Source organism: Pseudophaeobacter sp. TrK17 (assembly GCF_042192375.1).
Lineage (GTDB): Bacteria > Pseudomonadota > Alphaproteobacteria > Rhodobacterales > Rhodobacteraceae > Pseudophaeobacter.
In genome coordinates this window covers 3,103,682-3,116,815 of record NZ_CP071700.1, presented here as the reverse complement: position 1 = coordinate 3,116,815, position 13,134 = coordinate 3,103,682, and the positions used below count along the sequence as shown (strand labels likewise).

The 13,134-nt window shown below is 58.5% G+C and carries 16 protein-coding genes; 12 read left to right on the top strand and 4 right to left on the bottom strand.

Annotation, left to right across the window (positions count from 1 at the left end; genetic code table 11):
- The first annotated feature begins 47 nt into the window (after window positions 1-47).
- From aroA to trpB, 10 genes are all read left to right on the top strand, one after another.
- The gene (gene aroA / locus JZI28_RS14700) at window positions 48-1,394 is read left to right on the top strand and encodes a 3-phosphoshikimate 1-carboxyvinyltransferase (RefSeq protein WP_375698092.1); all 1,347 of its coding nucleotides are present in this window, start codon (window positions 48-50) and stop codon (window positions 1,392-1,394) included.
- The gene (locus JZI28_RS14695; RefSeq protein ID WP_375698091.1) at window positions 1,394-1,906 is read left to right on the top strand and encodes a hypothetical protein; all 513 of its coding nucleotides are present in this window, start codon (window positions 1,394-1,396) and stop codon (window positions 1,904-1,906) included. The genes aroA and JZI28_RS14695 overlap by 1 nt, the downstream gene beginning before the upstream one ends.
- Window positions 1,903-2,514, top strand: a complete 612-nt coding sequence (gene cmk, locus JZI28_RS14690; protein ID WP_295451308.1) for a (d)CMP kinase — start codon at window positions 1,903-1,905, stop codon at window positions 2,512-2,514. The genes JZI28_RS14695 and cmk overlap by 4 nt, the downstream gene beginning before the upstream one ends.
- 109 nt (window positions 2,515-2,623) lie before the next feature.
- Window positions 2,624-2,953, top strand: coding sequence for an ASCH domain-containing protein (locus tag JZI28_RS14685; protein WP_295451305.1), 330 nt, complete (start codon window positions 2,624-2,626; stop codon window positions 2,951-2,953).
- Window positions 2,954-3,077: 124 nt separating this feature from the next.
- Window positions 3,078-3,710: an NAD(P)H-dependent oxidoreductase gene (locus JZI28_RS14680; RefSeq protein WP_295451302.1), complete on the top strand. Its 633-nt coding sequence runs from the start codon at window positions 3,078-3,080 to the stop codon at window positions 3,708-3,710.
- Window positions 3,711-4,054: 344 nt separating this feature from the next.
- Window positions 4,055-5,731 (top strand): 30S ribosomal protein S1, encoded by a 1,677-nt coding sequence (rpsA, locus tag JZI28_RS14675; protein WP_295451299.1) that lies wholly within the window; start codon window positions 4,055-4,057, stop codon window positions 5,729-5,731.
- 410 nt (window positions 5,732-6,141) lie between these two features.
- Window positions 6,142-6,426 carry an integration host factor subunit beta gene (ihfB, locus tag JZI28_RS14670; RefSeq protein ID WP_009811081.1) on the top strand — a complete coding sequence of 95 codons (285 nt, stop codon included), beginning with the start codon at window positions 6,142-6,144 and terminating at the stop codon, window positions 6,424-6,426.
- Window positions 6,427-6,777 (top strand): LapA family protein, encoded by a 351-nt coding sequence (locus JZI28_RS14665; RefSeq protein WP_375698090.1) that lies wholly within the window; start codon window positions 6,427-6,429, stop codon window positions 6,775-6,777.
- 9 nt (window positions 6,778-6,786) lie between these two features.
- Window positions 6,787-7,440 (top strand): phosphoribosylanthranilate isomerase, encoded by a 654-nt coding sequence (locus JZI28_RS14660; protein ID WP_375698089.1) that lies wholly within the window; start codon window positions 6,787-6,789, stop codon window positions 7,438-7,440.
- 202 nt (window positions 7,441-7,642) lie between these two features.
- Window positions 7,643-8,902: a tryptophan synthase subunit beta gene (gene trpB / locus JZI28_RS14655; RefSeq protein WP_375698088.1), complete on the top strand. Its 1,260-nt coding sequence runs from the start codon at window positions 7,643-7,645 to the stop codon at window positions 8,900-8,902.
- 131 nt (window positions 8,903-9,033) lie between these two features.
- Here the strand turns inward: trpB and JZI28_RS14650 are convergent, their stop codons facing one another.
- From JZI28_RS14650 to JZI28_RS14635, 4 genes are all read right to left on the bottom strand, one after another.
- Complete coding sequence (locus tag JZI28_RS14650; RefSeq protein ID WP_375698087.1) at window positions 9,034-9,423, bottom strand: DUF2237 family protein; 390 nt, start codon at window positions 9,421-9,423, stop codon at window positions 9,034-9,036.
- 132 nt (window positions 9,424-9,555) lie between these two features.
- A complete protein-coding gene (gene pth / locus JZI28_RS14645; RefSeq protein ID WP_375698086.1) occupies window positions 9,556-10,302 on the bottom strand; it encodes an aminoacyl-tRNA hydrolase in 747 nt (248 codons plus the stop codon).
- Between the two features lie 206 nt (window positions 10,303-10,508).
- Window positions 10,509-10,694, bottom strand: coding sequence for a peptidyl-tRNA hydrolase (locus JZI28_RS14640; protein WP_295451282.1), 186 nt, complete (start codon window positions 10,692-10,694; stop codon window positions 10,509-10,511).
- A 358-nt stretch (window positions 10,695-11,052) separates the two neighbouring features.
- Window positions 11,053-11,682, bottom strand: a complete 630-nt coding sequence (locus JZI28_RS14635; RefSeq protein WP_295451279.1) for a 50S ribosomal protein L25/general stress protein Ctc — start codon at window positions 11,680-11,682, stop codon at window positions 11,053-11,055.
- A 305-nt stretch (window positions 11,683-11,987) separates the two neighbouring features.
- Between JZI28_RS14635 and JZI28_RS14630 the strand changes: the two genes are divergently transcribed.
- Window positions 11,988-12,413, top strand: coding sequence for a hypothetical protein (locus JZI28_RS14630; protein WP_375698085.1), 426 nt, complete (start codon window positions 11,988-11,990; stop codon window positions 12,411-12,413).
- Window positions 12,410-13,129, top strand: a complete 720-nt coding sequence (locus JZI28_RS14625; RefSeq protein WP_375698084.1) for an HTTM domain-containing protein — start codon at window positions 12,410-12,412, stop codon at window positions 13,127-13,129. The genes JZI28_RS14630 and JZI28_RS14625 overlap by 4 nt, the downstream gene beginning before the upstream one ends.
- The last annotated feature ends 5 nt before the right edge of the window (window positions 13,130-13,134 follow it).

Below are 13,134 nucleotides of genomic sequence, written 5' to 3'. Positions count from 1 at the left end.
GCAGGCTGACAGATGCAGGCTGACACGACATAGACAAAGGAAACGCCATGTCCGGACACGGTACCCCGATCCCGATGACCTCCCACCGTGCTGAGCCTCTGAAAGGCGTGGCAGAGGTTCCGGGGGACAAGTCGATCTCCCACCGCTCGCTGATCCTGGGGGCCATGGCCATTGGCGAGACCAGGATCTCCGGTTTGCTGGAAGGTGATGATGTGCTCGACACGGCCAAGGCAATGCAGGCCTTTGGCGCCGAGGTGGTCAATCACGGGGGCGGCAAATGGTCTGTCTTTGGTGTGGGCGTTGGTGGCTTTGCCGAGCCGGATCAGGTGATTGACTGTGGCAACTCCGGCACTGGGGTGCGGCTAATCATGGGCACTATGGCCACTTCACCCATCACGGCGACTTTCACTGGTGACGCCAGTCTCAACGGGCGCCCCATGGCGCGGATTACCGATCCGCTGGCGCTGTTTGGTGCCAAGGCGGTGGGCCGCAAGGGGGGGCGTTTGCCGATGACCATCGTTGGCGCGGCAGAGCCAACCCCGGTACGCTATGTGGTCCCGGTGCCCTCGGCGCAGGTGAAATCTGCGGTGTTGTTGGCGGGGTTGAACGCGCCGGGCAAAACCGTGGTGATCGAAAAGGAAGCCACCCGTGATCATTCCGAACGGATGCTGGCCGGCTTTGGGGCCGAGATCACCGTGGAGGACACCGAGGAGGGCCGGGTGATTACCCTGACCGGCCGCCCGGAGCTTAAGCCACAGGAGATCGCCGTGCCGCGCGACCCGTCTTCGGCGGCCTTTCCAGTCTGTGCAGCGCTGATTACACCGGGGTCGGATGTGTTGGTGCCAGGCATTGGCCTCAACCCCACCCGCGCCGGTCTGTTTTACACGCTGCAGGATATGGGCGCGGATCTCATATTCGAGAACCCGCGCGAAGAGGGCGGCGAGCCAGTCGCGGATCTGCGGGCAAAATACTCTCCCGATATGCAGGGCATCGAGGTGCCGCCAGCGCGGGCGGCGTCGATGATCGACGAATATCCGGTACTGTCCGTTGTGGCGTCTTTTGCCAGTGGCAAAACCATGATGGCGGGGGTCAAGGAGCTGCGGGTAAAGGAAAGCGACCGCATCGACGCGATGGCGCGCGGGCTGCGGGCCAATGGCGTCACCGTGGCCGAGGGCGAGGACTGGTGGTCGGTTGATGGCCTGGGGCCGGACGGGGTTCCCGGCGGCGGCACCTGCGAAAGCTTCCTCGATCACCGGATCGCCATGTCCTTTATGGTGATGGGCATGGGGGCTCAGAACCCGGTGACAGTGGATGACGGCTCGCCGATCACCACCTCCTTCCCGATCTTTGAGCCGCTGATGACAGGCCTTGGTGCCAAGTTTACGCGAGCCTGATGCGCTGGCGCGCCGCATATTGGCTTTGCGTTTTGGCCGGGCTTGCCGTTTATGCGGCCATGGTGTTCTGGACCCTGCCAGCCATCGCGCAGGCGGCAGGGGGGCTATCGGCTTTTGATCTGCGGCCCTTTGGATATAGCGAAGCTGAGGCGCGTGCCTTTCTGACCGCTCTGAGTGCCGAGGGGCGGGCGCTGTACACTGGCCCGCAGCGGTGGCTGGACCTGCTCTATCCGGCGCTTCTGGGGCTGTCGCTGGCGGGGCCGGTGCTCTGGCTGGTTGCGTCCAGACCCTGGCGCGTGGTGTTTATCGGCGTGATTGTGGCCGCTACCGCGCTGGACTACCTGGAAAACTATCTTGTGGCCGGTTTGCTTGCAGGGGATATTGACGCGAGGGCGATTGCCGCAGCTTCGCGCGCGACGATGGTTAAATCGGCGCTGGACAGCTGCGCTATTTTGATCGTGCTGGCCGTCTCCATACGGGCGGCCCTAAGGAAGGGAAAGAACAGACCATGAGCCAGAGTTTTACCATTGCCATCGACGGTCCAGCGGCAGCAGGAAAGGGTACGATTTCTAAGGCGGTTGCCGCAGAGCTGGGGCTGGGACATCTGGACACCGGGCTGCTGTACCGGGCGGTTGGGGTCAAAACGCTGGAAGGCATCCCGGCCATCACAGCTGCGCAGGGCCTGACCTCTAAGGATCTGCAACGGGATGATCTGCGCGGGCCAGAGGCGGCGCAGGCGGCCTCCAAAGTGGCGGTAATCGCCGAGGTGCGCGCGGCCCTGGTCGATTTTCAACGCGCCTTTGCCCGCCGCGCCGGTGGGGCGGTTCTGGATGGGCGCGACATTGGCACGGTGATTTGCCCCTATGCCGAGGTAAAGCTTTTTGTCACCGCCAGCGCCGAAGTCCGCGCCCAGCGGCGGTTCCTGGAGCTTTCTGCAAAAGGCGAGGCCCAGACCCTGGAAGAGGTGCTGGCAGATGTCAAAGCCCGCGATGAGCGCGACATGAACCGCGCCGAAGCACCGTTGCGCCCCGCAGAGGATGCCGTGGTGATCGACACCAGCGCATTGTCGATCAAAGAGGCCATTGCCAAAGCCCTGCAAGAAGCTTCTGCCCACCGTTGACGCACTCCTCTGATCTAAGTGAACAGCGTCAAGCGTGGGCCTGGTGGGGTACTATATTGGCAGCTATGCGGGCATTTCTGCCGTTTGAGATTTGGTCTGGACCTTCAATATGGCTCAAAAAATTCAATCCCTTGCTGTGGTCGATCGCCTTTTCCCACTCATTGTGACAGGCGAAAAAACGTCAACAATTCGGTGGCGGGAGCGGCGCATCGCGCCAGGTCGGCTAAGGTTCTTCAATCAGGCTGACCCCAGTAAGAGTGTGGAAGTCGAGGTGGTTCGTTGTACCGAGCTGCCTTTGGGCGAGGCTGCGCAGTTTGTGGGGCGGGCGCAAGAGTGGCCCGACGCGATTATGCTCGAAGGCATGCGCGAACACTATCCGGAGATACAGCTTTCGAGCATTGTGCAGGTTGTTGAATTCGCCCCTCCTTCGTCTTCATAGGTCTGTAGGTTTGGGCACGCAGCTGCCGTCTGGTCGCGCAGGAATAAATTTCTCTGCGAGATATTGAACTAAACAGTTCAGTTCCGATATGGAAGATGTAAACCTTCCAATGACGGGAAAGACTATGTTTCTAGAAAAGCTGAACTGGCGCTATGCCACCAAAAAGATGGACCCCTCCAAGCCGGTGTCCGAAGAGGCCGTGGCGAAGATCGTTGAGGCGGTGCAGATGGCGCCGACCTCTAGCGGCTTGCAGCCCTATGAGCTCTTGGTGGTGCGCAACACAGAAAAGCGGGCGGCTATTCGCCCTGTTGCCTGGGATCAGGCACAAATCACCGATGGCTCGCATCTGTTGGTCTTTGCCGCCTGGGACAACTACAGCGAAGCGCGTATCGACGCGGTTGTGGATCAGATGGCTGAAGAGCGCGGTGGCATGACTGACCTGCTGCAGGGCTATTATGACCGGCTCAAGGCGATGTATCTGCCCCGTTCTGATGAGGAAAACTACGCCCATGCGGCGCGTCAGGCCTATATCGGTCTGGGCTTTGCCCTGGCAGCGGCGGCGGAACTGGGTGTGGACAGCACCCCTATGGAAGGATTTGATCCGGAAAAGGTCGACGAAATTCTGGGGCTTAAAGAAAAAGGCCTGCGCTCGGTCCTGTTGTTGCCCCTGGGCACCCGCGACGAAAGCGGCGACTGGTTGGTGAACCTCAAGAAGGTGCGCAAGCCGCTGAGCACATTTGTGACCAATATCGACTAAACGGAAAGATGGGGCATCTCGTCGTGCCGAGGTGCCCTCTTTCCCCTCGTGTCAGCGCCTGAATTAGGTGCCGCTGTGCTCGGCTGATCCAGAAAAATAAGGCCTTTTCCCGCCTGCTGCGTTGGTTTTACTTGCGCGGCGCCGGGAATCCGCTTAACAAGCGCGCTGTCAGTATAGGGGCGGCTAACGCTCGAATGGCAATCTGAGCAGGGTCGGGGAAAGTTCCGGCCCTTTGTGTTTGTTTGCTCCAGATGCCTTTGTGCCACGTCCCATGCGACCAAACCCCAAGACCGGCGGAGACAACCGCACGGCCAGAAAACTTTGTAAAGGAAACCTGAGACCTCATGGCTCAAAACGTATCTATGGAGGACTTCGAAGCCCTTCTTAACGAAAGCTTCGAAATGGACACCCCAAACGAGGGGTCCGTTGTTAAAGGCAAGGTTATCGCGATCGAAGCGGGCCAGGCCCTGATCGACGTAGGCTACAAGATGGAAGGCCGCGTTGACCTGAAAGAATTCGCAAATCCTGGCGAAGCTCCTGAAATTGCTGTCGGCGACGAAGTAGAAGTCTTCCTGCGTTCCGCTGAAAACGCCCGTGGCGAAGCTGTAATCTCTCGTGAGATGGCACGCCGCGAAGAAGCCTGGGACCGTCTGGAAAAAGCATATGCCGACGACGAGCGCGTCGAAGGTGCGATCTTTGGCCGTGTCAAAGGTGGCTTCACCGTCGATCTGGGTGGCGCAGTTGCCTTCCTGCCAGGTTCGCAAGTTGACGTCCGCCCCGTGCGTGACGCTGGCCCTCTGATGGGTCTGAAGCAGCCCTTCCAGATCCTGAAAATGGACCGTCGTCGTGGCAACATCGTTGTATCGCGTCGTGCGATCCTCGAAGAATCCCGTGCCGAACAGCGCGCCGAAGTTATCGGCAAACTGTCCGAGGGTGATTCTGTTGACGGTGTGGTCAAAAACATCACCGAATACGGTGCATTCGTTGACCTGGGCGGCGTAGACGGCCTGCTGCACGTCACCGACATGGCATGGCGTCGTGTGAACCACCCTTCCGAGATCCTGGCGATCGGCGAAACCGTCAAGGTTCAGGTCATCAAGATCAACAAAGAGACCCACCGTATCTCCCTCGGCATGAAACAGCTGCAGGAAGATCCATGGGATCTGGTTGGCGCCAAGTATCCGCTCTCCTCGGTCCACAAAGGCCGCGTGACAAACATCACCGATTACGGTGCATTTGTTGAGCTGGAGCCCGGTGTCGAAGGTCTGGTCCACGTCTCTGAGATGTCCTGGACCAAAAAGAACGTGCACCCCGGCAAGATCGTCTCCACTTCGCAAGAAGTTGACGTCATGGTGCTGGAAATCGACGGCTCCAAGCGCCGCGTTTCCCTGGGTCTCAAGCAGACACAGCGCAACCCATGGGAAGTCTTCTCGGAGAGCAACCCCGAGGGCACCGAAGTCGAAGGCGAAGTCAAGAACATCACCGAATTCGGTCTGTTCATTGGTCTCGAAGGCGACATCGACGGCATGGTTCACCTGTCCGACCTGTCCTGGGACGAGCGCGGCGAAGATGCGATCCAGAACTACCGCAAAGGCGACATGGTTTCGGCCGTTGTCTCCGAAGTGGACGTTGAAAAAGAGCGTATCTCCCTGTCGATCAAAGCCCTGGGCGGCGACAAGTTCGCAGAAGCCGTTGGCGGCGTGAAGCGTGGCTCCATTGTCACCGTGAACGTGACTGCCATCGAAGAAGGCGGCATCGAAGTCGAATACGAAGGCATGAAGAGCTTCATCCGTCGTTCCGACCTCAGCCGTGATCGCGCAGAGCAGCGCCCCGAGCGCTTCAATGTTGGCGACAAGGTCGACGTGCGCGTCACCAATGTCGACAGCAAGACCCGTCGTCTGGGTCTGTCGATCAAAGCTCGCGAGATTGCAGAAGAAAAAGAAGCTGTTGAGCAGTATGGTTCCTCGGATTCCGGCGCAAGCTTGGGCGATATCCTGGGCGCAGCTCTGAACAACGACTGATTTCGACCTGCACTTTAGGTTCTAAACGATTTGAACGGCCCTGCCTTTTGGCGGGGCCGTTTCTTTTCGGCGGATTTCCACCACTGCCCTGAGCGCTCCAGACGGTCTCCGGCCCGGCACCGGTGGGCGCGACCTGCGGTTCACGGCAGCGCTGAAAAGGGCGCTGTTCTGCTGGGGAACGGCTTGCGAATCAACTACTTCTCTTGCCGCCTGCGATGCGCAGTTAAGGGCTTTGTTGGCTCTGCTTTGCTCTTTGCTGCGGTTAAAACTGTGAATTTGTGGTCGTTTGACGAATTTTGCAGCGTAAATATCGGCCAACTCTCTTCTGTTTTGGTTCCTAGATGGGGCTTTTGGACCTATAGTTGTCATTAGCCGGCAAAGGCTTGCGTAGTTTTGGGAGGGCAGTGAGTATGATCCGTTCTGAATTGATTCAGAAGATTGCAGACGAAAACCCGCACCTGTATCAGCGGGATGTCGAAAGGATCGTGAATACGGTGTTTGAGGAAGTGACCGATGCGATGTCCCGGGGCGACCGGGTTGAATTGCGTGGCTTTGGGGCTTTCTCAGTGAAACAAAGGGACTCGCGCGTTGGTCGCAACCCACGCACTGGTGAAACTGTCCAAGTTGAAGAAAAACATGTTCCGTTCTTCAAGACCGGTAAGCTCTTGAGGGATCGCCTGAACGGAAAGGCCTAAATGCGTTATATTCGCTACGCTATCCTGGGAGCCCTGGGAATTCTGTTGGTTTCGGTTTGTATCGCAAACCGCACTATCGTTTCGCTGAAACTGCTGCCGGATGCAGTTGCTGAATTTGTCGGGATGAACCCTTCGATCTCTTTGCCATTGTTCATGGTGGTTCTGGGTGGCCTCGGGGCCGGTCTGGTCATTGGCTTCATCTGGGAATGGATCCGCGAACATAAGCATCGCCGCACCGTCAGCAACCAGAATCGCGAAGTAAAGAAACTGTCGCGCGAAGTGAAAAAGCTGAAGCAACAAAAACATGAGGGTAAGGACGAGGTTCTGGCCCTTTTGGACGAGGCTAGCTGAGCAAAGCGAATGAGTGCTATTCGGGTCAAGATCTGTGGGCTCAACAGCCCACAGGACGTCGCTGCGGCTGCCGCTGCAGGCGCAGCCTATGTTGGTTTTGTCTTTTTTCCAAAATCTCCACGTAATATCTCCATTGAACAGGCCACCCACCTGGCGTTGGAGGCCCCTGTTGGTCTGTGCAAAGTGGCGCTGACGGTGAACGCCGATGATGCCATGCTGGACGCCCTGACCGATGCGGTGCCACTGGATATGTTGCAGCTGCACGGCAGCGAGAGCCCGGAGCGGGTTGCCGAGGTAAAAGCGCGCTATGGGTTGCCAGTGATGAAGGCAATTGGGGTGGCAGATGCTGCAGATCTGCCGCAGATTGATCTCTACTCTCAGGTGGCGGATCAGTTGCTGATTGATGCCAAACCGCCCAAGAACGCTGATCTGCCGGGCGGCAATGGGCTGGCCTTTGACTGGCGTCTGCTGGCGGGTCGCAAATACTGGCAGCGCCCCTGGATGCTGGCAGGCGGGCTCACCCCCGAAAATGTCGCAGAGGCGGTGCGCATGACAGGCGCCCGGCAGGTTGATGTCTCTTCTGGTGTCGAGGCGGCGCCGGGACAAAAAGATGCTGCGCTGATTGCCCGGTTTAGTGCGGCCGCCCAGTCTGTGGCTGTCTGAGTGGCAGTTGGCCCACGCGCTGCTGACTGGTCTCTAGGTGCCGCGTCTGGGGCCGACACGTTTGTGCATCAGCAGTCCATGGGCCGTTGGGTAAATCTGAAGCCCGACAGATAGAATCCTTCCTTGCCTCCCTTTACCCGCCGCCGCCCGCAGGCTAGTCATATCGGGCGCAGCGACCAGTGCTTCGACAAGGGGAAGAACCATGGCAAACGATCTCTTCAACAGCTTTATGAACGGACCTGACGAAAAAGGTCGCTTTGGCATCTTTGGTGGACGATTTGTCTCGGAAACCCTGATGCCGCTGATCCTCAGCCTGGAAGAGGAATATAACCGGGCGAAAGATGATCCCAGCTTTTGGGCAGAGATGGAGAGCCTCTGGAAGCACTATGTTGGCCGTCCCAGCCCGCTGTACCACGCTGAGCGCCTGAGCACCCATCTGGGTGGTGCCAAAATCTACATGAAGCGCGACGAGCTGAACCACACCGGCGCGCATAAGGTCAACAATGTGTTGGGCCAAATCCTGCTGGCGCGGCGCATGGGCAAGTCCCGCATCATTGCGGAAACCGGCGCGGGCCAGCACGGGGTTGCTACGGCAACTGTCTGCGCCAAGTTTGGTTTGAAATGTGTGGTCTACATGGGCGCCCATGATGTGAAACGTCAGGCCCCCAATGTCTTCCGCATGCGTCTCCTGGGCGCTGAAGTCATTCCGGTGACTTCGGGGCGCGGCACCCTCAAGGATGCCATGAACGACGCTCTGCGCGACTGGGTAACCAACGTCAACGATACCTTTTATTGCATCGGGACCGCTGCAGGCCCGCATCCCTATCCGGCGCTTGTTCGTGACTTCCAGTCGATCATTGGCAAAGAGGTGCGGTGGCAGCTGGCCGAACAAGAGGGCGAAGGCCGCCTGCCAGATACGCTGATTGCAGCGATCGGTGGTGGCTCCAATGCCATCGGGTTGTTCCATCCTTTCCTGGATGACAAATCGGTCCAGATCATCGGCGTCGAAGCCGGCGGTAAGGGCGTCGATGACCGGATGCAGCACTGTGCCTCGCTGACAGGGGGCCGCCCTGGTGTGCTGCACGGCAACCGCACCTATCTGTTGCAGGACGATGATGGTCAGATCCGTGAGGGCTTTTCGATCTCTGCTGGTCTGGATTACCCTGGCATCGGGCCAGAGCATTCCTGGCTGCACGATACGGGCCGCGCCGAATATGTCTCGATCACCGACAAGGAAGCCCTGGAGGCCTTCCAGCTGTCCTGCGCAATGGAGGGTATCATCCCGGCATTGGAGCCCAGCCATGCGCTGGCCCACGTGATGAAGATCGCACCTGACCTGCCATCGGACCATATCATCGTGATGAATATGTGCGGGCGCGGCGACAAAGATGTCTTTACCGTCGCGCGCCATTTGGGCTTTGACATGTCCGACACGGAAGAGGGGCGGGATCTGGAAGACTAACCGGTCACAGTCCAGGCCTTGTAATCAAAGGAAAAGAGCCGCCCCGGAAACCACCAGGGGCGGCGTTCAGCTGCTTCAGGGGTTCTGCAGAACGGACCTGCGGCTGCCCGATAAAGGCACTACCGCCGCCGCTAGGGGCGCGGGTCTGATGTCTTGACGGCGTGGTTTTGCAACAGCGACAAAGGCACAATGTCGAGGGCCCGCGCATGTGTCGCCTCAAGACAGACAAGCGGCGCGCAACCTTCGTGGGCGGCTTGCAAAAACCGCCCGGCGCAGAGGCACCATTGATCCCCGGGCTTCAATCCAGCAAAGCCAAATTCGGGTCGCGCTGTGGAGAGATCATTACCGACATATTTTGAATAAGCGAGGAATTCGGCTGTCATGACGGCACAGACCGTGTGGCTGCCCTGGTCTTGGCTGCAGGTGTTGCAATACCCGTCGCGAAAAAAGCCGGTGAGCGGCGCCAGGGAGCAGGGCGCCAGCGCGCCGCCCAGAACATTTATGCTTTGATCCTGTTTCATGGGTTTAGCCTACAACATTCTAGCCAGGTTTCGGAACATTTTGATATTGATCCTGCTGACGCGTCTATTCGTGGCAAAACGGGGCGTCCCCGCCCAGAGGCGACTGCAAAGGCAGGTGCAAAAGGGGGGGCGTTATTTGAACTTATCTACCAGCTTTTCCAGAGCAGATCGATCATCCGGCTCTACGGCTGCTTTGGGGGGCGCAGGAGGGGCAGCAGGTTCCGAAGCGTGTTGTGACCCAGGTTTTTGGGCATCCTGTTGGGGGGCGGGTTTCTTTCCGGTGGGCGGTTTTGAGCCGCCAGAGCTGCGTGGTGGAGCCACCCGCAGCGACACTGCGTTCATGAACTTGCCACCATCCCCGGCGGCCAGCGCCGCAGCCCCATCCGAGATACCGCGCAGCAGATCATCCAGCCAGGCCTCATCCGCCTTGGGGAAGTCGCGCAACACATAGCCTGCCACCGCATCTTTGTGGCCAGGGTGTCCCACCCCCAGCCGGACCCGGGCATAGTCCGCTCCGATATGAGAATGCAACGAACGCAGCCCGTTGTGGCCGGCATGGCCACCGCCCTGTTTGACCCGGCATTTGCCCGGCGCCAGATCCAACTCATCGTGCAATACGGTGACATCTGCGCTGGTTAGCTTGTAAAACCGCATCACCTCGCCAACGGACTGGCCAGAGAGGTTCATGAAGGTCTGGGGCTTGAGCAGCAAGACCTTGATGCCCCCCAGTGTGCCCTCACAGATCTGGCCCTGAAATTTTGATTTCCAGGGCGAAAACCCATGGTCAGAAGCAATTTCATCCAGCGCCATAAAGCCGATATTGTGCCGGTTGCGGGCATATTTGGCACCGGGATTTCCGAGCCCAACAAAGAGTTTCATAGCCTGTTTCATCCCAGGTTTCGGGTGCTTGCGATCCCTGACTGTACGCGTGCCAGTCAGATTGGCAACCGGTCATGGGGCTTGAGGCTATATGGCGCGGTTCGAAGCAAATATCCAGAGCCGCGGTCCGAAGGAGGTCGAAATCCCAACGAGGGAGCAGGTTTGATCTGTACACTGGCAATCGGTGTCTTGGCCCCCTGGGCTGCTCAGAGCCCGTGGGCGCCGCGCTGTGGTAGGGAATAGTCCGCATCCTTGCCCAGCAGATGACGGGGAATAGGATCGGATATGATCTCGCCGCGAAATCTGGGGGCATCAAAGTTGAACCCACGCAAGATCCGGAACAAAAGTCTTCTGCGCAGCTTGGCCTCTTCCTGCTCCAACCGATCTAACATCACACATCACCCCTTACTCTAGACAGATGGGAGCCTGGCTGGAAAAGGCAAACGAGAGGTTTTCACAAAGCAGGATTCTCTTTAGAGCTTGTCCCTTTTTTTGGACAGTTTTTGCGGATTTATGGCTTGTTTGACTTTCGACGGGGGCTTGGCGTTCAGCTGCTGCGAGGGCGACAAAACGCCAAGCTGCTGAAAAAACCGCAGCCGAAACACACCCCTTTGAAACAGACGCAGCGGAAACAGACGCAGCGGAAACGGACACAGCGGAAACGGACACAGGGGCAGGCGCAAAGGTAGGCGCAAAAAAAACGGGGCCCCGCAGGACCCCGTTTCATCACATCCCAAAGGGGAGGTGATTTTACTCTTCAGCTGCAGCGGCTTCTTCGCCGGCTTCTTCGTCTTCGTCAGCGGCAGAGATGCCACCAGGTGCTGCGATGTTTGCAATAACGAAGTCACGGTCGATTGTTGGACGCGCGCCTTTGGGCAGCTCGATCGAGGAGATGGTGATCACGTCGCCGATTTGGCTGTTCGCCAGATCAACGGTGAGCTTCTCAGGGATGTCACCTGCGGTAACAACCAGCTCGACTTCGGGGCGAACAACAGCAAGCATGCCGCCCTTTTTGACGCCGGGGCAGGTGTCTTCGTTGATGAATTCAACCGGGATGAACAGGTTGATTTCCGAAGTCCGGCGCAGGCGCATCAGGTCGAGGTGCGTGGGCAGGTCTTTGACAACGTCACGCTGAACGTCGCGGCAGATCACGCGCACGTCTTCCTGGCCTTCAACTTTCAGGTTCCACAGGGTGGACTTGAACTTGCCGGCTTTCAGCTTTTTCAACAGAACGTTGAACGGGATCTGGATCGAAAGGGGATCCGCGTCACCACCGTAAACAACACCAGGAACCATGCCAGCACGACGTGCTGCGCGAGCGGCGCCCTTGCCCGTCCCCGCACGTTCCTCGGCGACGAGATCAGGAATCTCTTTTGCCATTTGTATTCTCCAATATATCTAGGTGGAGTGCCTCCAAGGCTGTCACTCCACGTGAAGGCCTGCGCTTACAGGGGATTTGGGATTCTCGCAAGGGGGCATTCGCTTGAACTGCCAGTTGCGGGCGCTGCCCCCGGACTGCGACCTTTCGCCGGGATATTTTCGTCCAAATGAAAGGGACTGCAAAAGGTGATCTGTCGCGAGGCGTTGCACAGATATGGGTAGCGGCAACGCCGCCGGTGCTAAGGGAAGTATTAAAGGCCATAGGTTAGTCTGGAAACCCTGTTCATTCTCCGGAGCCTGCTGAGGTGCTGCATCTGTTTTCCCTCTTTTTGCCAACGGTGATTCCTTCCTGGCGGTTTTTCAAGACCGTGGCGCCTTCGCCGCGGATTGAATACCGCCTGATAGAGGCTGGCCGGGTCGGGGACTGGCAGGAGGACCGTCCGCGGCCTGGGCATCTTGGGCTTGGTCAAATCCTGCGGCGCATGCTGTGGAACCCGGAATGGAATGAGCAGCTCTATCTGGTCAGCTGCTCTGAGCGTCTGATTGATGAGCCCAGTCAGCATAGCGTCGACGAAATCAACCTTCGGGTTGCGCGGCTATTACCTGCCGGACAACAAGAGCTGCAGTTTCGCCTTGTGTTTGTGTCGCGTGAGCAGGGCCAGATCGTCAAGCTGGTGGAATATGAAAGCAGTCCTGTTTCTCTGATCACCCTACAGGAGGCGGTGGGATGAGTGGCCTGAGTTTCTTGCAGCAGGGGCTTTCAGCGGGGCAGGCGATGGACTGGATGCAGCTTTTGCTGGCCTTCGCCATTGCTCAGCAAAGCCTGGAGCACCTGGCACTGGGTGCGTTGGGGCTGCGGGACCGGATGATCTTTGTGCCGCGCCTGGTGCTTTGTGTTGTCATGGGGCTGGGCATTGGCGGCGCCTGGCCTGTTTGGGGGCTTTGGGGGATCAGCCTGGCCATGCTCTGGCGCTATCAGGGGCCCTATAATGGCGGCAGCGACAAGATGACCATGCTGATACTCAGCTGTCTGAGCCTGGCCCATCTGGCGCCAACAGCGTTCTGGCAGGAGATGGCACTGTCTTATCTGGCGGTGCAATTGGTGCTGTCATATTTTGTCTCGGGCCTGGTCAAGGTGGTGAACCCGGAATGGCGCTGCGGGGAGGCCCTGCGCGATGTCTTTCGCTTTTCCGCCTATCCGGTGAGCGAGGGACTGCGGAGGTTGGCGGATCATCCGCGTTTTCTGTTTGTGATGGGCTGGGCGGTGATCCTGTTCGAGCTGGTCTTTCCGCTGGCTCTGCTGGATCCGGTGGCGCTGAAGCTGGCGCTACTGTGTGCTGCCGGGTTTCACTTTTCCAACGCCTGCTTTTTTGGGCTGAACCGGTTTTTCTGGATCTGGCTCTGTGCCTATCCGGCCCTGATCTGGTTTCAGGACCGGATTTTCTAATGGGT